The following is a 26055-nucleotide window of genomic DNA, read 5'->3' as shown; positions in this document are numbered from 1 at the left end:
AAAGATGGGAACGGCAACGGAAGCGGCCGGCAAGGACGCCGGAACCGCCCCAAGGACTGCGGCGCGGGTGGCACTGGTGGGCGTGCACGGCTTTGGCACCCACCACCTCCGGAACCTGGAACGCCTGCAGGCGGCAGGCGCCGTCGAGCTGGTGGCGGTTGCCGATCCGCAGCCGCCCGCACCAGGTGCCGTGCCGCCGTCGGCCGCCATCCACCCCGGGCTCGATGAACTCCTCCAGGCGGCCGGGGACCTGGACCTGGTCATCGTGGCCACCCCCATCCAGACGCACGCCCCGCTGGCCCTGGCTGCCCTTGCCACGGACGCGGAGCTGTACTTGGAGAAACCCCCCGTCGCGTCCCTTGCCGATTTCAACCGGCTGTGTGCCGCGGCGGCGGATTCCGGCCGCGGCGTCCAGATCGGGTTCCAAAGCCTCGGTTCGCACGCCCTGCGGGCCATCGAGGAACTGCTCGCGGCCGGCACCATCGGCACCTTGGAGGGGATCTCGGCCACCGGCCGCTGGGTCCGGGACCGGGCGTACTACAAACGCTCGCGCTGGGCCGGGAAACGCAGCATCAACGGGGTGGACGTGGTGGATGGCGTCGCCACCAATCCGTTGGCGCATGCCGTAGCAACCGCCCTCCGGATTGCCGGGGCGCGCACCACCGCTGACATCGCATCCGTGGAGACCGAGCTGTACCGGGCCAACGACATCGAATCGGATGACACCTCCGTGATCCGGATCCGCACCACTCCGGGCCTGCCCATCACCTGCGCGCTGACCATCTGTGCGTCCGAATCCGTTGAGCCCTACGTGACCCTCCAGGGCTCGGCCGGTACCGCCGTGTTCCACTACACCGAGGACCGGCTCAGCGTTGAAACCGCAGCCGGGCGCACCGAGCAAACGTATGGCCGCGATGACCTCACCGAGAACCTGCTGGCCCACCGCGCCACCGGCGTTCAGCTCACCAGCAGCCTGCCGGACAGCGGAGCCTTCATGCTGGTGCTGGAAGCGGTCCGGACGGCGCCGCTGCCCTCCCCCATCGATCCCGCCCACGTCCGGTGGCAGGGCGACGGCGACTCGGCCCACGCCGTCGTGGCAGGCATTGAAGACGCGCTGGAACGTGCGGGCCGGGAGCACGCCACCTTCAGCGAGCTGGGACTCCCCTGGGCCAAGTCTGCCCCGGCCACCTTCGATATTCCGGCCTCCTGATGGAAGGCCAACTCCAAGACGCCGGGCACCTCCACGCAGCCAACCTGCTGACGGACGGGCTTTCCCCCTGCCTGACTGCTTCACCTGCCTCCGCCTTCAGCTGGCAGCTTGCCCAGGACGACGGCGACGATCCCGTCCTGGCACGGCAGACCGGCTACGAAATTGAGGTCCGGGACACCCTGGGCAAGCTGGTGTGGAGTTCAGGCGCGGTGGCTTCCGCCTCCCAGAGCGGCGTGCCCTATGGGGGTCCCGCCCTGGCGGACGACTCCGACTTCGCCTGGCGGGTGCGCATCCGCGATGCTGCCGGCAACCCGGGCTTCTGGTCTTCCCCGCAACCCTTCAGCACCGGCCTGACGGATGCGTCCTGGCAGGCCGGCTGGATCAGCCGGGCCCCGGGCGGGCGGGCACCGCTGGAAATCCACAACCGCGCCCTGCGGGTGGCGGGCTCGCCGTTCCTGCCTCTTCCGTGCCCCGCCCTCCGCAGCGTCCGGATCCAGGCCCGGCTCCGGCCCGTCATGGGCAAAGCCGGCATTATCCTGCGGAGCAGCGGACCCGGGACGGGCCTGCTGCTCGAACTGGGCCCGGCCGGAGAACTGGTACTCCGCCGCACTCCGGACTGGGAAATCCCCTCCCCCGCCGCCCCGGATTCCGAGGTCCTGGGGACCGCCGCACCGGCAGGAGACCGGCAACCTGGCCCCGGATCGTGGCAGGACCTGGATATCAGCGACGACGGGCAGAGCATCCGGGTGTCGCTGGACGGAACGGAACTGCTGGTGGTTGACGTACCGGCATCCCCGGGCAACGGCGGAAGGGCCGCCCTGCACCAGGGACCCCGGAGCCAGGCGGAGTACGCCCGGTTCCGCATCACCGGAGAGGTTCCCGGCCGTTCCGGGGACGTCCTGCTGGAGCACCATTTTGATGCCGGCGAGGACGAAGCGCTTGCCTCGTTGGCACAATGGGACCGCGCCACCGGGCACCGGCAGCCCGACGAGTGGACCCTGTTCCGGGGCACCATGGCGCTGGACGGGACGGTCCGGCGGGCCAGGCTCTTCGTGGCGGCACACCACCATGCGCAGGTTTCGGTGGCCGGGACGCCCTGCCTCGGCACCACCTCATTCGGCTACCCCGGCGAGGGGTATTTCGATGCCGCCGACGTCACCGGGGTCCTGGCGGCACATCCGGCCGGTACGCCCTTGCCGGTGACGGCCCTCCTCCACTGGTACGGTCCGGGCCAGGGCCGCGCCGCAGGTGTTCCCGGCCTGTTGGTCAGGCTGAGTGTTGACTACGACGACGGACGGCGGGACGTCCTTGTCTCAGGCCCCGGCTGGCGTGCCGGCGAGGCCCCGTACCGCCAGTCGGGCTACCGCAATGACGAGGGCGACCCCGTGGAGCACCTGGATGGCGAGGCCGCAGCGTCCCTGGACATCACCGAGGACCTTCCTGCTGCCATCAGCGTTGGCCGGCACCCGTCGTCGGACTTTCCCCGGCTGCACGCCCGCCGGACGTTCCTGGGCGGGGAGTTCGTGGCACCGCGGCGGTTCCTTGCCGCGGAGGACGGCACCATGGTGGCGGACTTCGGGCGCGTCATCCCGGCCCGGCCTGAGGTGGACTTCCTGGCCGGCGTCCCGGGGCGCACGGTCATGCTGCGTGCCGGCTACGTCCTGCGCCCGGACGGCAGGGTGGATGCCGGAAAGACCCCCAGCCAGAACACGGACATGTCCTTCCCCTACACCCAAACCGCCGGGCCACAGCAGTTCCGGGCCTCGGTCCACCTCGGCTTCCGCTACCTGGAACTGCCGGGCGTGGAGGCCGCGGACGTGTCACGCGTCGGCGCCGTCACGGTCTACGGCAACCACCCAGGCGAGGGCAGCTTCAAGAGTTCCGACCCCGTCCTGGACGAGGTCGTCGGGCTGCTGCGCGATTCTGCGCTCTACGGTGTCCAGGAGCAGTTCGTGGACACTCCCACCCGGGAAAAAGGCCAGTTCCTGGCCGACGCCGCCAACATTTCCTACGCCACCATGGCGTTCTTCGGCGAACACGCCTACACGGCGCAGGCACTGCGGGAATTCGCCTGGTCAGCCCGCCGCTACTGGAACACCGGGGCGGACAAGGGCCGGTACAACGCCGTCTATCCCAACGGCGATGGCAAGCGCGACATCCCCGATTTCTCCCTGATGCTGCCGGAGTGGGCGGAGGAGTACCACCTTCGCTCCGGAGACTTGGGCCTGGTCCGCGAACTGCTCCCCCACCTGTGCGACACGGCCGACTACGCGCTGCGCTGCATTCCGGCGGAAGGCCCGACCGCGGGACTGGTCACCAGGCTGGGCGGCGGCTCGGGCCCCTACCTGCACGGCATCGTGGACTGGCCCGCACCCGGCCGGTTCGGCTACGACATGGAGTGCGCGGCCAAGACCACCGTCAACGCCCAGGCCTACTCGGCGCTGGTGTCAACGGCACGGCTCTGCAACGCGGCCGGCAAGGAAGACGCCGCCGTCCGCTACGCCACGGCGGCCCGTGCGCTGGCCGGCGCGATCCGCGGCCGGCTGCGGGTTGGCGGGGTCATGGTGGACGGGCTCCATGAGGACGGGACACCCAGTTCCCACGCCTCCCAGCACGCCACGTCCTTCCCGCTCTCACTGGGCATCACGGACCCCGGCCACGCGGACGCCGATGCCGCCCGGATCGCCGGAATGGGCATGCTGCAGGGTCCCATGACGGTGCACCGGCTGGTCCGTGCCCTGGTCCGCCAGGGCCGCATGGACGCCGTCCTGGACCTCCTCACCGCCAAAGACCAGCCCGGCTGGGCACGGCTCCTGGACCGCGGAGCCACCTTCACCTGGGAAGCCTGGGACCTGGCCGAGGGGACCGACTACAGCCAGTCGCACGCCTGGTCCGCGTCCGTGCTCAAGGAGATCCTTGAGCACCTGCTCGGCATCCGGTACGCCTTGCCCGGCGGCACCGCGGTGGTGATTGAACCGCCGCTGTGCCGCTTGGAGCACGCCCGCGGCAGTATCCCGGTGGACAACGGATACGTACAGGCGGGTTGGCGCAGGCGCGGTGGTTCGGTGGAGCTGGAGTGCACGGTTCCACCGGGCACCACTGCCACCGTGCGGCTGCCCGCCGGCACCTACGGGGTCAAGGGGCCCACTGCGGATGCCGCCCCGGTACCTTCCGCCCCGTTGGGCACCGCGGACAGCGCCGCCAGGGAATTCCGCGTGCACACCGGCACCTGGATCTTTACGCCCCGGTAGTTGCCACTGCAGGACGGGTGCGCCGCCCGTGCCGCCAGAGCAGGAGGCCGATGACCCCGGCGGACAACATGCCCAGGCAGCCGGTGGCCACCAGGCCCGCACGGACTCCGAACTGCTCGGTCAGCCAGCCGGCCAGGAGGCCACCGAGCGCATGTCCGCCCAGCAGGAGTGGCAGGTACAGGGCCATGACGCGGCCGCGGATGGCGGGACCGGCCTCGAGCTGGACGGCGGTGGCGGCGCTGGTGAGGAACAGCAGAGTCATCATGCCGACCACCACCAGCATGGCAGTGAAGAGGCCCACGGTGGGCATGAGCGCCGCCAGCAGCTGGGACAAGCCGAAGAGGCCGGCCGCAGCCACAATGCCTTTCCGGCCCATGGTGCCAAGCCGCGCGGCCAGGAGCGCCCCGGCCAGGGCGCCAACGGCACTGACGGTGTTGAAGAGGCCGAAGCCTTCCACGCCGTTGTGCCACACCCGCTCGGCAAACGCCGCCAGGACCACCGGCCCGTTCATCCCGAAGGCGCCCAGCAGGCCGGCGAGGAGGATGAGGAGCAGGAGCCGCGGCCGCTCCCGGACGTAGTGGAGGCCGGCAAGCACCTGGCCCCGGCCGCGTCCTGCGCGCGGGCCGGGATACAGCTCGCTGGTCCGGATGGCGGTGATCAGGCCCAGGACACCCATGCCGATCAGCGCGTTGGCGGCAAAGGCCGCCGCCGGTCCGGCCTGGGCGATGAGGACCCCGCCCAAAGCCGGCCCGGCCATGCCGCCCAGTTGGGACAGTGCATTGTTCAGTCCGATGGCCGGCCGCAGCGCGGCGTCCCCCACCACTTCATTGACGAAGACCTGCCTGGTGGGCTGGTCCACCGCCGCCGTGATGCCCAAGGCGACGCAGCTGGCGTACACCACCCATACGGTCAGGGTGCCGCTCGCGACCCAGGCAGCGAGGCCAATGCCCAGCAGCACGATGACGGACTGGCACACCATCATGATCCGGCGCTTGGGGAAGAGGTCCACCACCAGTCCGGCCAGCGGGCCCACCACCAGCATGGGCAGGAACTGCAGGGCGACGGCGGCGCCCACCGCTGCGGGGCTTCCGGTCAGCTGCAGCACCAGCCAGTCCTGGGCCAGGCGCTGCATCCACACCCCCAGGCTGCCGGCCAGCTGCATGCCCAGGAACAGCCGGTAGTTGTGCAGCTTCAGCGGGTGGTACCAGCGGGGTTGGCCGGGCCCGGGTTGGCCGCGTAGTTCGGTACGGGCGCGTTGTTCGGTTCGGGCGCGGCGGAACGGCACAGCTAGCGTCGGGGCCGGCCGGAGCGCAGTTTCACTGCCGCCGCGGCGAGGATGAGGGTGCCGGGGACTACCACGAAGAGTGCCGCGAGCATCCAGACGAACACCGCGGCGCAGAACAGCGCGGCCGCGAGCAGCAGCGAACCGGTCCAGTCGCGCAGGGTCATTGCCTGCCCGGCCTGGAGGGCCGTGCGCCAGGAATCCCCTGCGGAGGTGCCGTGGCCGGTTGCGTCGGTCCAGGCCGAGGCGGTGCGGAGCAGCACGACCGCCGCTCCGGCCGCCAGGACCAGGGTGGCGGGAAGCACCACTCCACGGCCCGGCAGTTGCCCCACCCAGGCGAGCAAAAGGTTGAGGACAATCACGACGCCGGCCGCCGCCGTCGTGAGGCCCAGCTTCCAGCTGCCGGGCAGGGCCGCCTTGAAGAGGCTCCAGAGTCCGCGGACGGAATCATCCCGGCCGGCCAGGTGCCGTTCCAGGTGGGCGATGCCGGCCGCGTAGGCGGCCGGGAGGGTCACCAGCGGGATGGACAGCACCAGCACCAGCAGGCCTGCCAGGAGGGTTTCGGAGAACAGGGCAAACCGGTTCACCGGAATGGGCTCGTGGCCGGAAACGGGGGTGGTGCTGTCCATGGCGCTCATTTTTCTCTCCGTTGACCGTTAGCCCTTGAGGCCCTGGGTGGAAACGCCCTCGACGATGTACCGCTGGAAGATCAGGAAGAAGATCAGGACGGGGAGCAGGGCCAGGACGGACATGGCGATCATGGCGCCGTAGTCCGAGGACTGGGTTTGGTCCACGAAGAGGCGCAGGGCCAGGGGCAGCGGGTATTTGTCGGGGGTGTTCAGGTATAGCAGCGGGCCCAGGAAGTCGTTCCAGCTCCAGATGAAGGAGAAGATCGAGGTGGAGATCAGGGCCGGTTTCATCAGGGGCAGCATGATGGAGGTGAAGATCCGGACGTGCCCTGCGCCGTCGATGCGGGCTGCTTCGTCGAGTTCGGCGGGCAGGTTGCGCATGAACTGCACCATCAGGAACACGAAGAACGCGTCTCCGGCGAGGAACTTGCCGATGAGCAGGGGGACGTAGGTATCCACCAGTCCGAGCTGCTGGAAGATGATGTACTGCGGGATGATCACCACGTGGAACGGCAGCAACAAGGTGGCGATCATCATGCCGAAGAACACGCTGCGGCCGGGGAATTTGATCCGGGCGAAGGCGTAGGCGGACACGCTCGCGGAGAGGATGGTGCCGGCGACGGCGCCGATGGCCAGGATCAGCGAGTTGGTGAAGAACTGCAGGGTGGAGACCCCGCCGATGCCATCCATCGCGGTGGCGAAGTTGTCAAAGCTGAAGTTGTTGGACCACAGCGACGTGTTCTGGCCGCCGATTTCGGAGTTGGGTTTGAACGCGGAGGCGATCATCCACAGGGCCGGGTAGAGCACCACGCAGGTCAGCAGGAGGGCTGCGGCGTGGAAGATGGTGCTCTTGGCGCGTTTGGCAGTGGTGGATTCGGACTTCGGGTTGTAGGCCGGGGCGGTGGCACCGGGGGCCGGCTGGACGGGGGTTGCCGTGGTTGTCATTTTGCATCACCGCTGTAGTGGACCCAGGACTTGGAGGTGCGGAAGAAGATCAGCGTGATGATGCCGACCACGATCACCAGCAGCCAGGCCATGGCCGAGGCGTAGCCCATCCGGAAGTCGCTGAAGCCGCGCAGGTACAGGTAGAGGGTGTAGAAGAGGGTGGAGCCGGCGGGGCCGCCGTCACCGTTGGAGATGATGTAGGCCGACGCGAAGATCTGGAACGCGTGGATGGTTTCCATCAGGAGGTTGAAGAAGATCACCGGCGAGAGCATGGGCCAGGTGATGTTGAAGAACTTCCGGACCGGACCGGCACCGTCCATCGATGCCGCCTCGTAGAGTTCGCCCGGGATCTGCTTCAGGCCGGCCAGGAAAATCACCATCGGGGCGCCGAACTGCCACACGGTCAGCAGGATCATCATGGGCATGGTCATGGACGGATTCCCCACCCAGCCGCCGATGTTGATCCCGAAGAAGGACAGGCCCTGGTCCACCGGCCCGGAATCGCCGAACATGGCCTTCCAGACGATCGCGATGGACACCGAGGCCCCGATCAGGGACGGGGCGTAGAACGCCGACCGGTAGAAGCCCTGGCCGCGGCGCTTGCTGTTCAGCAGCATCGCCACTGCCAGGGCCGCGGCGAGCTTGAGCGGGGTACCGAAGACCACGTAGGAGAGGGTCACGCCCACGGACTGCAGGAAGCGTTCGTCCTGGAAGAGGGTGGCGTAGTTGTCGAAGCCGATCCACTTGGGCGGCTCGAACAGGTTGTAGTTGGTGAACGAGAGGTACAGGGAGGAGATCATCGGCCCGACCGTCAGGGCGATGAAACCCAGCAGCCAGGGCAGCAGGAAGGTGTAACCGGCGCGGGCATCCGCCCCGCGCTGCCGCGACTTGCGCGGCAACGCGGTACCGGAGTGCCCCTGGCGCCTGCTCAGGGTTGGGCTTTGAGTCACGAGTTCAATCCGTCAGTCGTGAACACTCGATCAGGCACTGGCCGGATCAGGCGTTCTGCTTGATGAGGTCTTCGGCTTCCTTGAACCACGCGTCGACGGCACCGTCAACGGTGAGCTTGCCGTAGTTGAGGTCGGAGGCGATCCGGCCGAACGATGCTTCCAGCGTGCCGAAACCGACGATGGGCGGCTCGGGTGCGTCTTTGAGGTACTGCTCGATGGACTTCTCGTAATCGACCACCAGCTTGTCGGCACCGTCGAAGGTGGTGCCGTCGCGCTGGGTCTTGGAGGCCGGAACGCCGCGGGAGGTCTTGAAGATCTGGCCCACCTCGGGATCGTTGACCATGAAATCGATGAAGCGTGCGGCAGCGTCCTTGAACTTGGTCTTGGCGCTGGCCACCATCAGCATGGACGGCTTCAGGAACAGGCCCAGGTTGTTCGGGTCGTCCGAGGGTACCGGTACCAGCTTGAGTTGCTTGGCACCGCTGTCAGCCAGGTACCCGGCCATGAAGTTGTCCCAGGTGACCTCGGCGGCACTGACGTTGGAGCCGAACGGCGACTTGGGCTTGAGCTGGGTGACCCTGTCTTCCGGCACGATGGCCTGGGTGCCGCGCAGCTTGGAGTTGAGGTTCCACCAGGTCTTCAGGTCGTCCTTGCTGAATCCCAGCTTCCCGTCGCTGGTGAAGGCCTGGATATTCTTCTGCCGGAGCCAGATGTTGAACTGCCACCAGACACCGGTGAAGTCCGTGGAGCCGTAGAGGGTGCCGTTGCCCTTGTCCCCAACTTCCTTCAGGAAGGCCTGGAATTCGGACCAGGTCCACTTGCCGGTGGGTTCGGCGATGCCCAGGGAGGCCAGCTTGGCGGGATCGTAGTAGACCGCGAAGGCGTTGGTGCTGGTGGGGATGCCGTAGGTCTTGCCCTTGATCTGGCCGGACGGCAGGAGTGATTTCTCGAACGCGGAGGTATCGATCTTCACCGTGCCCAGGTCCAGGAGCTGGTTGCGCTGGCCGTAATCGCGAAGGTAGGACAGGTCCCACTGCATCACGTCAGGCAGGCCGCCGCCGGCCGCTTCGGTGGCGCGCTTCTGCCAGTAGCCGGCGAAGTCCGTGAAGTTGCCGTTGACCTTGATATCCGGGTTCTTCGACTCGAACAGGGCGATGGCCTTGCGGGTCCGCTCGGCGCGGTCGTCGTTGCCCCACCAGGTGTAGTTGATGGTCACGGGTTTTTCGGCGGTTCCGGTCTGGCCGGACGAGCTGCCTCCGTTCCCGCAGGCTGCCAGGGCTGCGGCAGATACGGTGCCAATGGCCACGGTTGTGAGGAAATGCCTTCTGTCGATCACGGGAGCCTCCTTGCTCAATGGGTGCCTGCCTCGGCTCGGTCTACAACGGAAGTAGTGAGCTGGCTAACACGGCGCCTGAAACGATACAATAGCTGCATTCGAATGAATGGGCAAGCGTTTTCCAAGCCCTCAGGCAAGCGCTATCCAAGAAAGCGTTTCCTCACCGTAAGCCAGCCCCTCAGTTGACGAAGGAGTCCCATGACACAGCAGGAAAGCACCCGCCCGTCGAGCGTTTGGTCCACGGTCGAAGGCATCGCGTTCGGGGGCGACTACAACCCTGAGCAATGGCCCGCGAGTGTCCGGCTGGAGGATTTGGAGCTCATGCAGGAGGCGGGCGTGAATTTCCTCAGCGTCGGCATTTTCTCCTGGGCCCTGCTGGAACCCGCCGAAGGGCACTACGAGTTCGGCTGGCTGGACGAAGTACTGGACAACCTCGCCGGGATCGGCGTGAAAGTGGCCCTGGCCACCGCCACCGCCGCACCTCCGGCCTGGCTGGTGCGCAAACACCCGGAAATCCTGCCGGTCAGGGCTGACGGGACCGTGCTGGGACCGGGCTCACGGCGGCACTACACGCCGTCGTCGGCCGTGTACCGCCGCTACGCCGCCGGGATCACCCGCGCACTCGCCGAACGCTACAAGGACCACCCCGCGCTGGCACTGTGGCATGTGGACAACGAACTGGGCTGCCACGTCTCGGAGTTCTACGGCGAAGAGGACGCAGCCGCCTTCCGCACCTGGCTTGAACGCCGGTACGGGAGCATCGCTGCCTTGAACGCTTCCTGGGGCACGGCATTCTGGTCCCAGAACTACGGCTCCTTCGAGGAAATCCTGCCGCCCGCCGTCGCACCGTCCACCCTGAACCCGGGCCAGCAACTGGACTTCCAGCGGTTCAGCTCGTGGGCGCTGATGGACTACTACCGGGAGCTGGTGGCCGTCCTTCGCGAGGTGACCCCGGACATCCCCTGCACCACCAACCTGATGGCCTCAAGTGCCACCAAATCCATGGACTACTTCAGCTGGGCCAAAGACCTGGACGTCATCGCCAACGACCACTACCTCGTGGCCGCGGACCCGGAACGCCACCTGGAACTCGCGTTCAGCGCGGACCTCACGCGCGGCATTGCGGGCGGTGACCCGTGGATCCTGATGGAACATTCGACGTCGGCGGTCAACTGGCAGCCGCGCAACCAACCCAAGATGCCCGGCGAGATGCTGCGCAATTCGCTGGCCCACGTGGCCCGCGGGGCGGACGCCGTGATGTTCTTCCAGTGGCGGCAAAGCTTCGCGGGGTCGGAGAAGTTCCACTCCGCCATGGTGCCGCACGGGGGACGGGACACGCGGGTGTGGCGTGAGGTGGTGGAGCTTGGCGCGGCCCTGCAGCGCCTCGAACCCGTACGCGGTTCGCGGGTCCGGTCGCGTGCCGCCATTGTCTTCGACTACGAGGCCTGGTGGGCCGGTGAAATCGACTCCAAGCCGAGCATCGACGTGAAGTACCTGGAGCTGCTGAGGGCGTTCCACCGGTCGCTGGTCCTCCGCGGCATCTCCGTGGACCTGGTGCATCCCTCAACGTCACTGGCCGGCTACGACCTGGTCCTGGTATGCACGCTGTACGCCGTGTCCGATGAGTCCGCCGCCACCATCGCCGCCGCGGCTTCGCGCGGGGCCACGGTCCTGGTCAGCTATTTCAGCGGCATCGTGGACGCTCAGGACCATGTGCTGCTCGGCGGCTACCCGGGCGCGTTCCGCGATCTCCTGGGCGTCCGGGTGGAGGAGTTCCACCCGCTGCTGGCCGGGGCCCAGCTGAAGTTGAGCGACGGGAGCACCTCGTCCATCTGGAGCGAGCATGTCCACCTTGCCGGCGCCGAAGTGATGCAGGCCTTTACCGAATACCCCCTGGAGGGTGTCCCCTCCCTGACCCGGCGGGCTGTCGGGTCAGGGGCCGCCTGGTACCTGGCCACCTTCCCCGACGCCGACGGCATTGAGGCCCTGGTCGACAAGCTGCTGGCCGAATCAGGCGTTTCCCCCGTCGCCGCTGCCGATCCCGGGGTGGAACTGGTGCGGCGCCTGTCCGCCGAGGGGCGCAGCTACCTCTTCGCCATCAACCACACGAGGGCCGATGCCGCCGTGTCGGCCACCGGCCTGGACCTGCTGACCGGAGAGCCGTTCCCGGGCTCGGTTCCTGCCGGCGGCGTAGCGGTGGTGGCGGAGGGCCAGGCGCAGCCCTAAGGACGGCCGACGGCGGCACGGGCCTGGGAAACAGCTCCGCCCCGGAAGGAACCATCGGTTCCCGCCGGGGCGAGCTGCCACCCGCCGTCGGACGCCTCGGGTGGGGCGTTACCCGCCCGAGGTGTCCGGAGCCGTGTTGGCGGTGTGAAGATCAGTTGCTGATGGCCGACTTCATCTCGTCGGTTGCCTTCTTGCCCGCGTCGGCCGGTGACAGGCGGTCGAACAGGACTTCCGACGTGTACCGCTTGATGATTTCCTGGATGGCTCCCGCACCCTTTGGCGGCGGCGCCGGGGCTTCGCCAAGTTCGCCCTTGATCTGGTCGATGAAGGTGACCACCTTGACGTCGGCCGGGGTCAGTTTGGGCTGGATGGCGGCCCGGACATCCGAGTTGGGGTAGACGCCGCGGTCCGCCAGGAGCGCTTCGCCGGCCTTGACGTTGTTGGTCAGGAAGTTGATGAACTTGGCAGTTTCCTGCGGGTGCTTGGTGCGCGAGGAAGCGGACCAGAACTGCGAGGCTTTGTACCAAAGCTCCGCGTCGGCCGCCGAGCCCGTCTTGGTGGGGAACCGCAGGATCTTGAGGTCTCCGCCACTGGCCTTCTCAAGGGCCGGCGCCTGGTTGGACCACCAGAACGCCATCGCATTCTTGCCGGTCGCCAGTCCGCTCTGGTCAAGCGGAGCGGCTTCAGCCTCAACCACCTCGGACGCTGAGGGCACGGCCTTCTTCTGGCTCAGCTCCTTCAGGAACGCCCACCATTCCGCGATGTCACCGGGCTCAAAGCCCAGTTTGCCGTCGGACGTGTAGAGGGACTTGCCGTCCTGCCGGAGCCAGACTCCCAGGGAGGCTTCATCCGTTCCGTAAGCTGCCGCGCCGTAGGTGCCCTTTGGCGACTTCGCGGTGATCTCGGCGGCGATCCGGCCAAAGTCGTCCCAGGTCCATTTGGTGTCATCCGGCAGCGGAACGCCGGCGGCCTGGAAAACTGCGGGATTGGCCAGGATGGTGGCGGCGTTGATGCCGGCCGCGATGCCCGTCAGGCCTTTCTGGCTCTTGCCGGCATTCAGGGCCGCTTCATCCAGTTTGGAGGTGTCGATGTCGTACTTGGAAAGATCCAGGAGCGCGCCGCGGCTGGAGTATTCAGTGATGTATTTTTCGTCCATCTGGATGATGTCCGGGGCGTCATTGGCCGCCACCTGGGTGGCGAGCTTGTCCCAGTAACCGCTCCAGTCGCCGAATTCCGGTTTGATCTTGATTTTGGGATTTTCGGCTTCGAACTGCTTGATGGCTTCCTGTGTCAACTGGGCGCGCTTGTCGCCGCCCCACCAGGAGAAGCGAAGCTCAACGGTTCCGTCAGCGCTCTGCGGAGCGGCTCCCCCGCCGCAGGCACTGAGGGCCATGACTGCGGCGACTGCGGCTGCGACAGCACCCGCCGTCCGGGTTCGGCGCGGTGCGCGTGAAGGTGGTGCCCCTGCCGGCTGCTTGGCAGCAAATGCAGGACGGGGAAAAAGCGGCACTGTGTAACTCCGATCTTCTTTGATCAAGGTGCGGTGATGTTGGGGGTGGCCTGGCCGCAGCCGTCGAGGTTTCGAAGACTGCACCTAAGCCGCGAAATCGCTTTCTGCATCTGATACTACAAGTCTAAAACTTGTATTACAAGATGTTAGGCGAAGTGCTTCCATCCCATGACGCACGAACGGCCCGTCGCTGGCGACGGGCCGTTCAAACAGGTGAGGCAGGGGCGCGTGGCGCCGGGGTGAGGCCCGGCGTTACTTGATGCCCGTGGTGGCGATGCCCTTGATCAGGAACCGCTGGCCGAACAGGAACACCAGGAAGACCGGCAGCAGGGACACGATGGACATTGCAAACAAGGATCCCCAGCTGGTGGCGGACTGCGAGTCGACGAACGCGCGCAGTGCCACCGGAACGGTGAACATATCCGGGTCCGTGAGGTAGATCAGGGCGCCGAAGAAGTCGTTCCAGGTCCAGATGAACGTGAAGATCGTGGTGGTGGCCAGGGCCGGCACCATCAGCGGCAGGATCACGCGAAGGAAGATGCGCGGGTGGCCGGCTCCGTCGATCCTCGCGGCCTCGTCAAGCTCCTTGGGGATGCCGCGGATGAACTGCACCATGAGGAAGACGAAGAACGCATCCGTGGCCAGCAGCTTGGGGACGATCAGCGGCCAGAAAGTATTCACCCAGCCGATCTGCGAGAACAGGATGTACTGCGGCACGATCACCACGTGGAACGGGAGCATGATGGTCAGCAGCATGATGCCGAAGAACAGCTTCTTGGCGGTGAACTGCAGCCGCGCGAACGCGTAGGCAGCCATCGAGCATGAGACCAGGTTGCCCAGGATCGATCCGATCACCACGATTGCGGAGTTGATCATGTAGTGGCCGAACGGGTGCGTCAGGGCCGACCAACCGGAGGTGTAGTTGCTCATTTCCAGGCTGTTCAGCCACAGGCCCGGTTCACGGAAAATCAGGTCGTTCGGCCGCAGCGAGGAAACCACCATCCACAGGAGCGGATAGATCATCAGCCCGCCGGCCAGGATCAGGATGCCGTGCTTCATCAGCGATTTGCCGCGCTGGGCCCTGCTGAAGGCCAGCGTTCCCCGGGATTCGCGGACCCTGGGCTTGCGGTTCGTAGGCTTGCCGGCGCCCCCGGACTTCTTGTCCGGGGTGGGCAGCGTCTCAAGCTTAGTCGTCATAGAAAACCCAATACTTAGAAGCGATGAAGTTGATGGCGGTGAAGACGCCGATGATGAGCAGCAGCACCCACGCCATGGCTGAGGCGTAGCCCATGTCGAACTGGCCGAAGCCCTTTTGGTAGAGGTACAAGGTGAAGAACATCGTTGAGTCGGAAGGTCCGCCGTTGCCGCCGGAGACGATGAACGCCTGGGTGAAGGACTGGAACGAACCGATGATCTGCAGTACCAGGTTGAAGAAGATGATGGGGCTCAGCAGCGGCATGGTGATCCGCCAGAACTGCTGGAGCGTGGTGGCACCATCAACCCTGGCCGCCTCGTAGTACATGTTGGGGATCTGGCGCAGGCCCGCGAGGAAGATGATCATCGGAGCGCCAAAGGTCCACACGTGCAGCAGGATGATCGATCCCAGGGCCGTGCTGGGGTCCGAGATCCAGCCGGGACCCTGGATGCCGAACATGGCCAGGACCTGGTTGACCAGTCCGGTGGTGCCGAAGATCTGCTTCCACAGGATGGCGACGGCGACAGAACCGCCCAGCAGCGACGGCAGGTAGAACACGGAACGGTAAAACGGAAGGCCGCGGAGCCCCTTATCCAGGACGAGCGCGATCAGCAGTGCCACAGCCAACTGCAGTGGCACACCCACCAGGACGTACGTGAACGTAACCCGCAACGAGTTGTGCAGCCGGGCGTCGCTGAGCATCCTGGTGAAGTTGTCCAGCCCCGTCCACTCCGGCGGCTGCAGCAGGTTGTAGTCCGTAAAGGAAAGGTAGAGGGACATCAACATGGGGCCGATGGTGATGGCCACCAGGCCCACCAGCCACGGGAGCAGGAAAATATAGGCGGCCTTGTTATCCCGCCTGTTGGCCTTCTTCTCCTCAGCGGTGACTTTGCCCTTCCGCCGGCTCAACGAAGACAGTTCGCTGATGGCGCTCACGGTTGTTGCTCCGTCACGGACAGCAGGCAAGCGTCGCCCGGCAGCTGGGCCGGACGGCGCGTCCGGGGAATATGCTTTGCGGCCATGTGGTCTCCTTTGGTCATCGTGGCCTCCACGTTTCGGTCATCGCCAGGCGATGGGGGGAATTGGACTCCCTTCGCGGGCCCGCCGCCTGCCCGTCAGGGCTGGAGCGGTTCCGCCCGCCGGGAGCGTGTTTTAGAAAGCGGCTCCGTACCAAAGTAAACGGTTTCTTGACTCCTGTACAGCCCTTTGTTAGTTTTTGAGAAAACGTTTTCTGTTACATCTGGCAGGGGGACGTGACCACCAAAAGGAGGGGGACAACAATGAGGTTTGGTCTCAGGAAATCGGTAATGGGAATCACCGGCGCCGCCGCAGCGCTTGCCATGGTCCTTACCGGCTGCGGCAATAGCCCGCAGGCCGCGAAGGTGGGGACTGCGGAGGATCCCGTCACCATCCGGTTCGCGTGGTGGGGCAACGACTCCAGGGCAAAGACCACCATGGAGGTCATCAAAGCCTTCGAAGCCGCCAACCCCACCATCAAGGTCCAGGGTGAGAACACCGAGTTCAGCTCCTACTGGGACAAGATGGCCACCCAGATCGCCGGCGGAACCACCCCGGACGTGATCGCCATGAGCGGCGCCTACCCCAGCGAATACTCCAGCCGCGGCGTCCTCCTGGACCTGGACAAGGTCAAGGACCAGATCGACACCTCGAAGTTCGCCGACGGGACCGTCGACCTGGGCAAGATCAACGGAAAGCAGTACACCATTACGGCTGGGGTCAACTCCATGTCCATGGTCCTGGACCCCAAGGTCTTCGAGGCCGCCGGCGTGCCGCTGCCGGACGACGAAACCTGGACGTGGGACGACTACGGACGGATCGCCGCGGAAATTTCCAAAAAGTCGCCGGGCGGAACTTTCGGCACGACCCCCATGGCCAACGATTCCTTCCTCGCCGTCTGGGCACGCCAGAATGGCCAGGAGCTCTACACGGACGACGGCAAGAAGATGGGTATCAGCGAGGACACGCTCGCCAAGTGGTTTGAGCTCAACAAGAAGCTGATGGAAACCGGGGGCGCCCCCTCCGCGTCCCAGACCGTCGAGGACGGGTCCGCCCAGCCTGAGATGACACTGATGGGCCAGGGAAAGCAAGGAATGAAGATCTCCTGGAGCAACCAGATGACGTCCTACTCCGGTGCCCCGCTGGTCATGATGAAACTTCCGGGCGAAAGCAAGACGCCGGGGGCCTGGCTGCGTTCGTCGATGGAATACGCCATCTCGTCCAAATCCGCCCAACCCAAGGAAGCGGCCTTGTTCATCAACTACCTGGTCAACAACATGGACGCGGCCACCAAGATCAAGAGCGACCGCGGCATGCCCGCCAACACCGAGCTGAAGGCCGGCATCACTCCCCTGCTCAAGGAAACCCAGCAGAAGGAAGCCACCTACCTGGACCGGATAGCGGCCATGAAGATCCCGGCACCCAAGCCCTTCCCGGCGGGATCATCCGCAACCCTGGAAGTTTTGAACCGTTACAACACGGATGTACTCTTCGGAAAGATCGCGCCACGGGACGCCGCCAAAGGCATGATTTCAGAGGTTAACCAAAACCTCGCCTGACGCCTGCCGCGGCGGACGGACGAACAGCCACCAACCACGAAAGGAGGCAGGCACATGATCACGGCAACACGGCCCAGCGCCATCGCCGGCTACGACGATTGGCCTGCCTATGTCCGGGCCCATCCCCGCCACCGGGCATCCACCGCGGCGGCGCAGGAACTCTCGGACGCCTTGGGCGTCCCGGCTGCGTCCGCGCCGTTGGAGGTTCGGGTGCAGTGGGAGGAAACGTACGACGACGCCACCACCACCGAGCTGAGCTGGCAGGTGGGCTTCGGGCCGCGCACCACGGGCTGGCTGGTCCGGCCGGCAGGACATTCCGGCCCCCTGCCAGGCGTCCTGGCCCTGCACTGCCACGGCGGAAACAAGTTCGGCGGCGCGGACCGGCTGGTGGAGCTCCCAACAACCCATCCGTCTGCGGCTGCCGCACGCGCAGGCCACTATGACGGCCGTGCGCTGGCCACCGGCATCGCCCGCCAGGGTTTCGCTGTCCTGGCCCATGACACGTTTGCCTGGGGCAGCCGCAGGTTTGACCTCTCCACCCCGCCATGGCGGACCGCCGCGGCCGTTGACGCACGGCAGGCGCAGTGGCGGGCGGACGGCGTCGCGCCTTCCGAGGCGGAGGAATACAACGCCGCGGCCGGCGTCCATGAGGACACTGTGGCCAAGGCGGCGGGGCTGCTCGGCACCAGCCTGGCCGGCATGGTGGCCCATGACGACCTTGCCGCCCTCGACGTCCTGGCCGCACTGCCCGGCGTCGATGCGGGCAGTCTGGGGTGCATCGGTTTCTCCGGCGGCGGCGGCCGTTCCCTCACCCTCGCCGCCCTCAGCCCGCGCATCAGGGCCGCCGTGGTCACCTGCATGATGACCACGTTTGAGTCCCTTTCCCCGCTTACCTCGACGCACATTCGTGGCTGCTGCAGACTCCTGGACTGTGGAAGCTGGGTGACTGGCCCGAACTCACTGCCCGCGCCGGGTCCGCCCGGTTCCTGGTGCAGTACGCCCTTGCTGACGAACTCTTCCCGGAAGCCGGAATGCGGCAGGCCCACCAGTTACTCGAATCCCTACACAGCGGCACGGACAGGTATGCCGGCAGCCTCTGGCCCGGCGGGCACGTCTTCACGGCGGCCATGCAGGACGAGGCCATCGACTTCCTGGCGGAAACGCTCACCTCCTGACCCCCAACCAGCAACGCTCCCAAGGACCCACGTGACCACACAGCATTCGGCGGAATCCACCCATCCGCAGTCCCCGCCCACAGACCTTCCCAGGGTTGCCCTGGTGGGGGTGCACGGCTTCGGCGAACGGCACCTCGCCAACCTGGCCCGGCTCGAACAGGCCGGCGCCCTGGAACTGGTGGCCGTCGCCGATCCCAACCCGCCGCAGCCAGGCAGCCTGGCCGGCTCAGTGGCTGTGTACCCGGACCTGGACCGGCTGCTGGCCGCCAAGCCGGGCGTCGACGTCGTCATTATTGCCACCCCCATCCAGACGCATGCTCCCCTGGCCATCGCGGCATTGTCCGCCGGAATGGACGTCTATGTCGAAAAGCCGCCGGTGGCATCCCTGGCGCAATTCGAGCAGGTCCTGGCCGCGGCCAGGGATCACGGCCGCCTGGTCCAGGTGGGCTTCCAGAGCCTGGGCTCCCAAGCCCTGCCCGCCATCCGGGGCCTGGTGGAGTCAGGTGAAATAGGCACCGTGCTGGGGCTCAGCGCCACCGGCCAATGGCTGCGGACCAAGGCGTACTTCAACCGCTCGCGCTGGGCCGGGAAGCGCAGCCTCGACGGCACGGACGTGGTGGACGGGGTGGCCACGAACGCCCTGGCCCATGCCGTTGCCACCGGACTGCACTTGGCGGGCGCGAATACCCTCGCGGACGTCCGCTCGGTGGAAACGGACCTGTACCGGGCCAACAGCACCGAAAGCGATGACACGTCCATTCTGCGGATTCGCACCGCTGGCGGAGAGACCCTGCTCTGTGCCCTCACGCTCTGTGCCCCCGAGCAGCTCAACCCGGCCGTTACGCTGCACGGAACGCTGGGCGAGATCACGCTCTCCTATACGGAGGACCACGTCGTCATCACCACCCCGGCCGGCGAGCGCCGGGAGTCCTTCGGCCGGACCGACCTGCTCGAAAACCTGCTGGATGCCCGGGCCCACGGGACGCCCCTGCTGTGCGCGCTGGAAGACACCGGAGCGTTCACCGCCGTCCTGGAGGCTATCCGCACCGCACCCGCACCAGCCCCGATCGGCACCGGCTTCATCACGTGGGAAGGCGAGGGCGACGACGCCCATCCGGTGGTGCAGGGCATCTCCGGAACCCTGGAGCGCGCCGTCAAGGCACAGGCAACGTTCGCAGAACTGGGCGTGCCTTGGGCCCGCCCCGTCCCCCGGTCCGGACGCTGACCGTGGAGGGCCACCCGGTGGCGGAATACCAGGACGGCAGCCATATCCGGGCAGTATCCTCCCCGCGCCCCTACCTCCACCCGGTGCGCACCCTGAACGGCGTCGTGGTGACGGATCATCAGCCCCTTGACCACGTGTGGCACCTGGGTGCCGGCGTGGCCCTGCAGGATGTGGACGGGGTGAATTTCTGGGGCGGCCGCACCTACACCAGGGAAGCCGGCCAGTACGTGTGGCGCCCGGACCACGGCAGCATCGCAAGCACCGGCACCGTATCCCTCCAGGCCGACGCCGGCGCGGGCCGGCCCGGCGTCCTGCAGGAGACGCTTAGCTGGAACGGGCCGGACGGCTCCCCCGTTCTCCGTGAGGAACGCACCTGGGCGTGGTCCGCCGTCGAACCCTCCGCCTGGCGGCTGTCACTGGATTTTGCGCTGTCACCCGCCGGGAACTCGCCGGTCAGTCTGGGCAGTCCGGGCTCCAACGGCCGGTTCGAGGGTGGCTACGGCGGCTTCTTCTGGCGGCTGCCCGAATGCGCGGACCCTGCCGTCTGGACGCCCGCCGGCTCCGGTGAGTCGCAGGCCCACGGCAGCGTCACGCCATGGCTCGCCTGGTCGGGAACGTTCGACGGCGGCCCGGCCACCTTGGTGTTCGTCGCTGCCGGGAACTCAACGGACCCCTGGTTTGTCCGGGTTGACGGCTACCCGGGCGTCGGCCAGTCACTGGCCTGGGATTCGCCCGTCATGGCGGAGCCCGGCGCACCGGTGCGGCGGCACGTCACCGTTTTCGTGGCCGACGGACTCCTGGCCACCGCCGACATCGAAGCACTGATCAACGAGCAAGGGGATCCGTCATGACCCAGACCACAGCCGCCGCCGTTCCCCAGCAGGAGGCCCGCCTGGCTCCCGGATCCCCGGGCGACCGGGCCATCAAGCGCCGGCGAGTGCTGGACATCCTGGACGCGGCCGGGCGGGATTCGTTGCTCCTCACCACCAACACGGCGCTGACCTGGTACCTGGATGGCAGCCGGGTGCACGTCAGCCTGGCCGGCGACCCCATCGCCGCCCTGCTCGTGGCGCGCGACGGCGACCACTTGGTGACGTTCAACAACGAAGCCGGCAGGATCGCCGCCGAGGAGCTTCCGCTGGGAGTCAACCTGCATACCGTTCCCTGGTACGCGAACCTGCACCAGGGCGCGGCCGCCGTGGGCAACGATGCCCTGCCGCCGCTGTCCGAGGCAGAGGTTGCCGCCGAACTGCGCGCCGCCCGCCAGCAGCTGCTGCCAGCGGAGAGCGCCCGCTATGCCCTGCTCAGCGCTGACGTTGCCGGCATCATGACCGATGTCCTGTCAGCCGCCCGTCCGGACACTACCGAATTCGCGCTGGTGTCGGCGCTGGCCGCGCGGGTGGTGGCCGCCGGGGCAGAGCCGCTGGTGCTCCTGTGCAACGGCAGCTCCCGCAGCACGTTCCGGCACCCCCTGGCCACGCACGCGCTTCTTGGCCGGCGGGCCATGGCGGTGGTTTGCGCCCGCCGCGACGGCCTGGTGGCCAACATCACCCGCTGGATCAGGTTCGACGCCGGCACTCCCGGAGAGCGCGACGCCGAGGCCCGCATCGCGGCAGTGGAGGCGGATATTTTCGATGCCACGGTTCCCGGCACCCGGCTGGACCGGATCTTCACCGAGATCCAGGCCGCCTACGTCCGGCATGGCTTCGGCGCGGACCAATGGGAACAGCACCACCAGGGCGGGCCCGCAGGTTACGCGGGCCGTGACCCCCGGGTCACCTCCGGCGCCACGGATACGGTGGTGCTGGACCAGGCGTTCACGTGGAACCCGTCAGGGCCGGGCGTCAAGATCGAGGACACGGTCCAGCTCACGGAATCCGGGCTCCGCATCCTGACTGTTGATCCGCGCTGGCCGGTGGCCACCGTGAACGGGCTGGAACGCCCCGTGACCCTGCAGCTCTAATTCGACGCCCGCTCACCTGCTGCAGCTTTAATCGAAACGCCCGCTCACTTATGGCCGTCGTTACGGCCATAAGTGAGCGGGCGTTTCGTGTTTGGCTGCAGCAGGTGAGCGGGCGTTTGTTACGGAAGCCGCAGTTCCCCATCCACACGGCGCGGGATCCCCAGCGGATTGTCCTCGCGCAGCGCCGGGTGCAGGACGCTTTCCGGGGCGTCCTGGTAGGCCACGGGACGCTGGAAGCGGCGGACCGCCGTCGCACCCACCGAGGTGAACAGCGAGGTGGTGGCGGGGTACGGGCCGCCGTGCTGCTGGGCCCAGTTCACGGCGACGCCGGTGGGCCAGCCGTCGAACAGGACCCGGCCGGCCAGGCCGGAGAGCTGCTCCACCAGGGCGGCGATGTCCTCGCCCGGTTGTGCATGCACTGTAGCCGTCAGGCTGCCGGGAACCTCCGCCAGGACAGCCGACAGTTCCTGCTGGTCCGTGTACTCAATGAGGATGGTAGTGGGCCCGAAGCATTCTTCAAGAAGCTGCCCGGGCCGGTCCAGGACCTTGGCCGCGGTGGTGGCGAACACCACCGGGGCAGCCCCGTTGGAGGCCGCGTCCTGGTCAACGCTGCCGCCCACCACCTGAACACCCTCCACGGCTGCGAAGCTGCGCAGCCCGTCCGGGTAGGCTTCGGCGATGCGGCTGGTCAGCATGCCGGCCGCGGGCTTGTCTTTGCTGGCTTCCGCTACCTCGGCTGCGAAGGAGGTTCCGGCAGGGATGAACACCAGGCCCGGCTTGGTGCAGAACTGGCCGGCCCCAAGGGTGAAGGAGCCTGCCAGGCCGGCGGCGAGTTCGGTGGAACGGGCCTTCAGTGCTGCCGCGGTGATGACCACCGGGTTGAGGCTGCCCAGCTCTCCGTAGAACGGGATGGGATCCGGGCGGGAGGTGGCGAGGTCGAACAGGGCGCGGCCGCCGGGAATGGACCCGGTGAAGCCCACGGCCTTGATGGCGGGGTCCTGGACCAGCGCCGTTCCCACCTCGCGGCCGCTGACCAGGGCGAACAGGCCCTCCGGAGCACCCGCACTGCGAAGCGCCCCCGCCACAATTTCTGCGGTCCGCTCGGAGAGCCGCAGGTGCCCTGAGTGGGCTTTGACAACCACGGAGCAGCCGACGGCGAGGGCCGAGGCCGTGTCACCGCCTGCCACGGAGAAGGCGAACGGGAAGTTCGACGCCGAGAAGACCGCCACCGGCCCGATGGGCCGCAGGATGCGGCGAAGGTCGGGTGTGGGCGGCGTGGCGGCAGGGTCCGGGTGGTCGATGATGGCTTCAAGGTAGGAGCCCTCGGTGATCACCCGGGCGAACAAGCGCAGCTGGCCGGTGGTGCGGGCCACTTCCCCCGTCAGGCGCGGGACACCGAGGCTGGTTTCGGCGTCGGCGATTTCCACCAGTTCGGCCGCGTTGGCGTCCAGGGCGTCCGCCACCGCGTGAAGCCACGCGGCGCGCTCTGCGTCGGTGGCCGCAGCAGCGGTCCGGGCGGCCTCCGTCGCGGCAGCGGTGAGTTCGGACAGGGAAAGCGTTGCAGTTGTCACGTCAGGTACCTGTTCTGTGGATGTGCGTAGTGGTTACGGTGCGTCCCGGAAACGGAAGCCCAGTCCGGGCTGGTCCGCCAAGGCCACCCTGCTGTTGGTGAACCGCACCGGCGACGGGCCGGCCAGGAGCCCCAACTGTTCGAAGGATGCCTCCTCGACATCTTCCACCATTGTGGGTTCCGCCAGGGTCAGTGCCAGCTGCCCGGACAGTTCCGGCAGCAGGTGCGGCATGACCTTGATGCTGTGGGTCCGTGCCAGCTCCACGATCCGCCGGAACGGGGTGATGCCGCCTACCCGGATGATGTTGGGCTGGATGATGTCCACCGCCTCCGCCTCGATGAAATCGCGGAACCGGTAGATCGTGTGCAGGTTTTCGCCAAGGGCAATAGGCACCGGGGAATGATTGCGGAGCCTTCGGTAGGCCCAGAGGTCGTCCGCGCGGAGAGGTTCTTCCAGCCATTCCAGCCCGAATTCGGCCAGGACATCGAGGGCCCGGAAGGTGGTGGGCAGGTCCCACCGCTGGTTGGCGTCGATCATGAGCCTGCGGTCCGGGCCCAGGACCGAACGGACGGCGGCAACGCGTTCGCGGTCCTCGCGGAGGTCCGGCTTGCCCACCTTGATCTTGACAGCCTGGTGGCCGGCCGCAACCCAGCGTTCGGCCTGCGCCACCAGCTCTTCCAGGGTGTAGTGCAGGTTCACGCCGGAACCGTAGACCTCGGCTGACTCCTGCCGCTGGCCCAGCAGGCCGGTGACGGACATGCCGGCACGGCGGGCCTGCAGGTCCCACAGTGCAAGGTCCACACCGGCCATGGCGATGGTGGTGAGCCCTCCGCCGCCGGCCTCGTGCAGCCGCTTCCAGAGCACGTCCCACACCCCCTCGGGGGTGGCGGGCAGCCCGGTGACGAAAGGGGCGATGTCGTGGTCAAGCAGCGCCTTGACTGCCTGGGGACCGATGGTGGGCGTCCAGGAGAAACCAAAGCCCGTCCCGCCGTCGTCCGTGGAAACCTCGGTGGCAATCACGTGGTTCTCCTGCGCCTCCGCGCCCCAGCTTCGGCGCAGCGCAACGGTGAGGAGCCTCGTCGACAGGCCGGTGATGCGCGGGACGGTGCGGACGGTTTCGGCGGCCAGTGCGCTCATCAGTGCCCGGCCAGCTCGTAGCCCCTGGCCAGGATGGCCTTGAGCTCCACGAGCTGCTCCTCCGTGGGATCCTCCAGCGGCGGCCGTACCGGGCCCACCGGAAGGCCGCCCAGGCGCAGGCCGGCCTTGATCAGGGAGACGCCGAAACCGGGTGTTTGGTCGCGCAGGCGGACCAGCGGCGCGTAGAAGCCCTCAAGGAGGGCATTGCGGCGGTCTTCATCACCGGAAACGTAGGCGTCGTAGTATGCCTTGGCGATCTCCGGCGCCATCGCGAATGCTGCCGAAGAATACAGCGGGATCCCCAGGCCGCGGTAGGCGCCCTGCGTCAGTTCCGCAGTGAGCAGGCCGTTGAAGAACGCGAAGTCCTCCCGGCCGGCAGCCTTGACGGCGGACACGATCTCCTGGGCCAGGCCGACGTCGCCCAGGCCGTCCTTGAAGCCGATGACCTTGGGATTCGCCGCCAGTTTCGCCATGGACGCGGCCGTGAACTTTGCGTTGCCGCGGTGGTAGACAATGACCGGCAGGCTGCTGGCATCGGCGACGGCCTCGATGTAGGCCACCAAGCCGCCGGTGGGTCCGGTCACCAGGTAGGGCGGAAGCACCAGGAGGGCGTCGGCGCCGGCTTCCTCGGCCACCCGGGCGGCAGCGAGGGCGTGGCCCAGCGGTCCACCAGCTCCTGCCACTACGGGGACTTTTCCGGCGACGACCTCGACGGCGGCCGCCACCACGGTGCTGACCTCGTCGATGCTGAGGGCATGGAATTCACCGGTGCCACAGGCAGGGAAGACGCCGCCGGGGCCATAGGGCAGCCGGGAGGCGATGTGTTCCTTGAGCAGTGCGACATCAACGGCGCCGTCGGCCGTGAACGGGGTGACGGGAAAAAACAGTACGCCGTCGAATTTCATGGTGTCTCCTTGCTTCCGCCGCCGGCTGTGACCAGGGTGGAAGCCTCGTCGTTGAGGGTGTGGCGGGACGTGAGTTCGGTGCGCCAGCTGCGCCGCGGCTGCCAGCCCAGGAGTTCCTGTGCCTTGGCGATGGAGAACGCGGGGCTGGTCCCGGTCAAGCCCGCGCTGATGTCTTCGCTGCCCGGCAGGAACCGGGGCATGAGCTCCGCCAGCGGCGCGGTTGCCAGGGCGTCCGCAAGCCCGACGAAGAAGGTTTCGCCGTTGGGAATGTCCGTCATTTTCCGGAGCAGCAGGTCAAGGAAGTCCGCCACATCCCGGGCGTCCACGTAGTTGAACAGGGCCGGCGCCGAAAGGGCGGGATCGGCCAGGCGTTCAGCCAGGGTGTGGCCCTGCTGGGTGGGCGCCCCCTCCCATTCCTCCGGTGAGATCACGAAGCATGGGCGGAATGCCGCGTACCGGATCCGCTCCCCTTGGGCGGCGGCGAACATCTGCACTGTCTGTTCGGCGATGAGCTTGGACAGCGCATAGGCGTTCCAGGGCTTCGGCGGCGTCCGCTCGTCAAGCGGGAACGACGGCGGAAGCCAGCCCGCGGGCGAGCCGTAACCGAGCACGGTGGGGCTGCTCGCGGTGATGATTTTGGGGACGCCCAGCTCGGTGGCGGCGCTGATCACGGCGAAGGCGAGCCGGGTGTTGGTGCCGAAGATGACGTCCTCCGGCGCGCTGAAGGGGACGGCGATCGCTGCAAGGTGGATGACGGCGTCGGGCCTTGACTCCCGGAGGAGGCGCAGCGCCTCCCCCGGCGCCAGGAGGTCCGCGGTTTCCTGCACGACGCCGGGCGGCAGCTGGCCGGCGGGCACGGCGTCGCGGTCCACGGAGACCACCTCGTGGCCCGCCTGGGCTAGCCCTGCGACGACGCTGCGGCCCAGGCGGCCGGAGCCGCCGGTAACGAATATCCTGCTCATGGTTCTT

General features: G+C 67.3%; 17 protein-coding genes and 1 pseudogene. 6 read left to right on the top strand and 12 right to left on the bottom strand.

Translation table 11 applies throughout. The features are described 5' to 3' along the window. Nucleotides 1–4 precede the first annotated feature (4 nt). Both ACX5I6_RS08780 and ACX5I6_RS08775 read left to right on the top strand, forming a co-directional pair. A complete protein-coding gene (locus tag ACX5I6_RS08780) occupies nucleotides 5–1210 on the top strand; it encodes a Gfo/Idh/MocA family protein (RefSeq protein WP_461840200.1) in 1206 nt (401 codons plus the stop codon). After that, the gene (locus ACX5I6_RS08775) at nucleotides 1210–4461 is read left to right on the top strand and encodes a family 78 glycoside hydrolase catalytic domain (RefSeq protein ID WP_461840199.1); all 3252 of its coding nucleotides are present in this window, start codon (nucleotides 1210–1212) and stop codon (nucleotides 4459–4461) included. Before ACX5I6_RS08780 ends, ACX5I6_RS08775 begins: the two co-directional genes overlap by 1 nt. Here ACX5I6_RS08775 and ACX5I6_RS08770 read toward each other — a convergent pair. The 5 genes from ACX5I6_RS08770 to ACX5I6_RS08750 all read right to left on the bottom strand — a co-directional run bounded on the left by ACX5I6_RS08770 (nucleotide 4448) and on the right by ACX5I6_RS08750 (nucleotide 9603). Then, a complete protein-coding gene (locus ACX5I6_RS08770) occupies nucleotides 4448–5623 on the bottom strand; it encodes an MFS transporter (protein WP_461841692.1) in 1176 nt (391 codons plus the stop codon). The genes ACX5I6_RS08775 and ACX5I6_RS08770 overlap by 14 nt on opposite strands. Nucleotides 5624–5748: 125 nt before the next feature. After that, entirely contained in the window at nucleotides 5749–6381 is a 633-nt protein-coding gene (locus ACX5I6_RS08765; RefSeq protein ID WP_461840198.1) for a Poxvirus protein I5, read from the bottom strand. Nucleotides 6382–6399: 18 nt separating this feature from the next. Further along, the gene (locus tag ACX5I6_RS08760; protein ID WP_461840197.1) at nucleotides 6400–7317 is read right to left on the bottom strand and encodes a carbohydrate ABC transporter permease; all 918 of its coding nucleotides are present in this window, start codon (nucleotides 7315–7317) and stop codon (nucleotides 6400–6402) included. Continuing rightward, on the bottom strand, nucleotides 7314–8267 hold the full coding sequence (locus ACX5I6_RS08755; RefSeq protein WP_026264595.1) for a carbohydrate ABC transporter permease: 954 nt from the start codon (nucleotides 8265–8267) through the stop codon (nucleotides 7314–7316). The genes ACX5I6_RS08760 and ACX5I6_RS08755 overlap by 4 nt, the downstream gene beginning before the upstream one ends. Before the next feature lie 46 nt (nucleotides 8268–8313). Next, nucleotides 8314–9603, bottom strand: coding sequence for an ABC transporter substrate-binding protein (locus tag ACX5I6_RS08750; protein WP_461840196.1), 1290 nt, complete (start codon nucleotides 9601–9603; stop codon nucleotides 8314–8316). A gap of 198 nt (nucleotides 9604–9801) precedes the next feature. On the opposite strand from ACX5I6_RS08750, the gene ACX5I6_RS08745 reads away from it, so the two are divergent. Further along, complete coding sequence (locus tag ACX5I6_RS08745) at nucleotides 9802–11829, top strand: beta-galactosidase (protein ID WP_461840195.1); 2028 nt, start codon at nucleotides 9802–9804, stop codon at nucleotides 11827–11829. Nucleotides 11830–11980: 151 nt separating this feature from the next. Here ACX5I6_RS08745 and ACX5I6_RS08740 read toward each other — a convergent pair whose 3' ends face one another. The 3 genes from ACX5I6_RS08740 to ACX5I6_RS08730 all read right to left on the bottom strand — a co-directional run bounded on the left by ACX5I6_RS08740 (nucleotide 11981) and on the right by ACX5I6_RS08730 (nucleotide 15470). Next, a complete protein-coding gene (locus tag ACX5I6_RS08740; protein ID WP_461840194.1) occupies nucleotides 11981–13339 on the bottom strand; it encodes an ABC transporter substrate-binding protein in 1359 nt (452 codons plus the stop codon). A 252-nt stretch (nucleotides 13340–13591) separates the two neighbouring features. Next, nucleotides 13592–14536: a carbohydrate ABC transporter permease gene (locus tag ACX5I6_RS08735; protein WP_285247005.1), complete on the bottom strand. Its 945-nt coding sequence runs from the start codon at nucleotides 14534–14536 to the stop codon at nucleotides 13592–13594. Beyond that, nucleotides 14526–15470, bottom strand: a complete 945-nt coding sequence (locus ACX5I6_RS08730) for a carbohydrate ABC transporter permease (protein ID WP_461840193.1) — start codon at nucleotides 15468–15470, stop codon at nucleotides 14526–14528. Before ACX5I6_RS08730 ends, ACX5I6_RS08735 begins: the two co-directional genes overlap by 11 nt. Before the next feature lie 371 nt (nucleotides 15471–15841). Here ACX5I6_RS08730 and ACX5I6_RS08725 point away from each other — a divergent pair, with 371 nt between their 5' ends. From ACX5I6_RS08725 to ACX5I6_RS08715, 3 genes and pseudogenes are all read left to right on the top strand, one after another. Continuing rightward, on the top strand, nucleotides 15842–17110 hold the full coding sequence (locus ACX5I6_RS08725; RefSeq protein WP_461840192.1) for an ABC transporter substrate-binding protein: 1269 nt from the start codon (nucleotides 15842–15844) through the stop codon (nucleotides 17108–17110). A 1206-nt stretch (nucleotides 17111–18316) separates the two neighbouring features. Continuing rightward, nucleotides 18317–20361: pseudogene (locus ACX5I6_RS08720) on the top strand (DUF6807 family protein). Then, nucleotides 20358–21473, top strand: a complete 1116-nt coding sequence (locus tag ACX5I6_RS08715; RefSeq protein ID WP_461840191.1) for a M24 family metallopeptidase — start codon at nucleotides 20358–20360, stop codon at nucleotides 21471–21473. Before ACX5I6_RS08720 ends, ACX5I6_RS08715 begins: the two are co-directional and overlap by 4 nt. A 119-nt stretch (nucleotides 21474–21592) precedes the next feature. Here ACX5I6_RS08715 and ACX5I6_RS08710 read toward each other — a convergent pair whose 3' ends face one another. From ACX5I6_RS08710 to ACX5I6_RS08695, 4 genes are read right to left on the bottom strand one after another with little or no spacing between them, the layout of a single operon-like run. Further along, complete coding sequence (locus ACX5I6_RS08710; protein WP_461840190.1) at nucleotides 21593–23044, bottom strand: aldehyde dehydrogenase (NADP(+)); 1452 nt, start codon at nucleotides 23042–23044, stop codon at nucleotides 21593–21595. A 33-nt stretch (nucleotides 23045–23077) separates the two neighbouring features. Next, on the bottom strand, nucleotides 23078–24181 hold the full coding sequence (locus tag ACX5I6_RS08705; RefSeq protein ID WP_461840189.1) for a mandelate racemase/muconate lactonizing enzyme family protein: 1104 nt from the start codon (nucleotides 24179–24181) through the stop codon (nucleotides 23078–23080). Next, on the bottom strand, nucleotides 24181–25086 hold the full coding sequence (locus ACX5I6_RS08700; RefSeq protein ID WP_461840188.1) for a 5-dehydro-4-deoxyglucarate dehydratase: 906 nt from the start codon (nucleotides 25084–25086) through the stop codon (nucleotides 24181–24183). Before ACX5I6_RS08700 ends, ACX5I6_RS08705 begins: the two co-directional genes overlap by 1 nt. Further along, complete coding sequence (locus ACX5I6_RS08695; protein ID WP_461840187.1) at nucleotides 25083–26048, bottom strand: NAD-dependent epimerase/dehydratase family protein; 966 nt, start codon at nucleotides 26046–26048, stop codon at nucleotides 25083–25085. Before ACX5I6_RS08695 ends, ACX5I6_RS08700 begins: the two co-directional genes overlap by 4 nt. Nucleotides 26049–26055 lie beyond the last annotated feature (7 nt).

It is taken from the genome of Arthrobacter sp. MMS24-T111 (assembly GCF_054888995.1).
This window is presented reverse-complemented; position numbering and strand designations above follow the sequence as displayed.

Coding starts and splice junctions, on each gene's coding strand:
- ACX5I6_RS08725 (WP_461840192.1), top strand. CDS start 15,842: ATGGGAATCACCGGCGCCGCCGCAGCGCTTGCCATGGTCCTTACCGGC.
- ACX5I6_RS08700 (WP_461840188.1), bottom strand. CDS start 25,086: ATGAAATTCGACGGCGTACTGTTTTTTCCCGTCACCCCGTTCACGGCC.
- ACX5I6_RS08715 (WP_461840191.1), top strand. CDS start 20,358: ATGACCCAGACCACAGCCGCCGCCGTTCCCCAGCAGGAGGCCCGCCTG.
- ACX5I6_RS08770 (WP_461841692.1), bottom strand. CDS start 5,623: ATGCAGCTGGCCGGCAGCCTGGGGGTGTGGATGCAGCGCCTGGCCCAG.
- ACX5I6_RS08735 (WP_285247005.1), bottom strand. CDS start 14,536: ATGACGACTAAGCTTGAGACGCTGCCCACCCCGGACAAGAAGTCCGGG.
- ACX5I6_RS08765 (WP_461840198.1), bottom strand. CDS start 6,381: ATGAGCGCCATGGACAGCACCACCCCCGTTTCCGGCCACGAGCCCATT.
- ACX5I6_RS08745 (WP_461840195.1), top strand. CDS start 9,802: ATGACACAGCAGGAAAGCACCCGCCCGTCGAGCGTTTGGTCCACGGTC.
- ACX5I6_RS08705 (WP_461840189.1), bottom strand. CDS start 24,181: ATGAGCGCACTGGCCGCCGAAACCGTCCGCACCGTCCCGCGCATCACC.
- ACX5I6_RS08775 (WP_461840199.1), top strand. CDS start 1,210: ATGGAAGGCCAACTCCAAGACGCCGGGCACCTCCACGCAGCCAACCTG.
- ACX5I6_RS08695 (WP_461840187.1), bottom strand. CDS start 26,048: ATGAGCAGGATATTCGTTACCGGCGGCTCCGGCCGCCTGGGCCGCAGC.
- ACX5I6_RS08760 (WP_461840197.1), bottom strand. CDS start 7,317: ATGACAACCACGGCAACCCCCGTCCAGCCGGCCCCCGGTGCCACCGCC.
- ACX5I6_RS08780 (WP_461840200.1), top strand. CDS start 5: ATGGGAACGGCAACGGAAGCGGCCGGCAAGGACGCCGGAACCGCCCCA.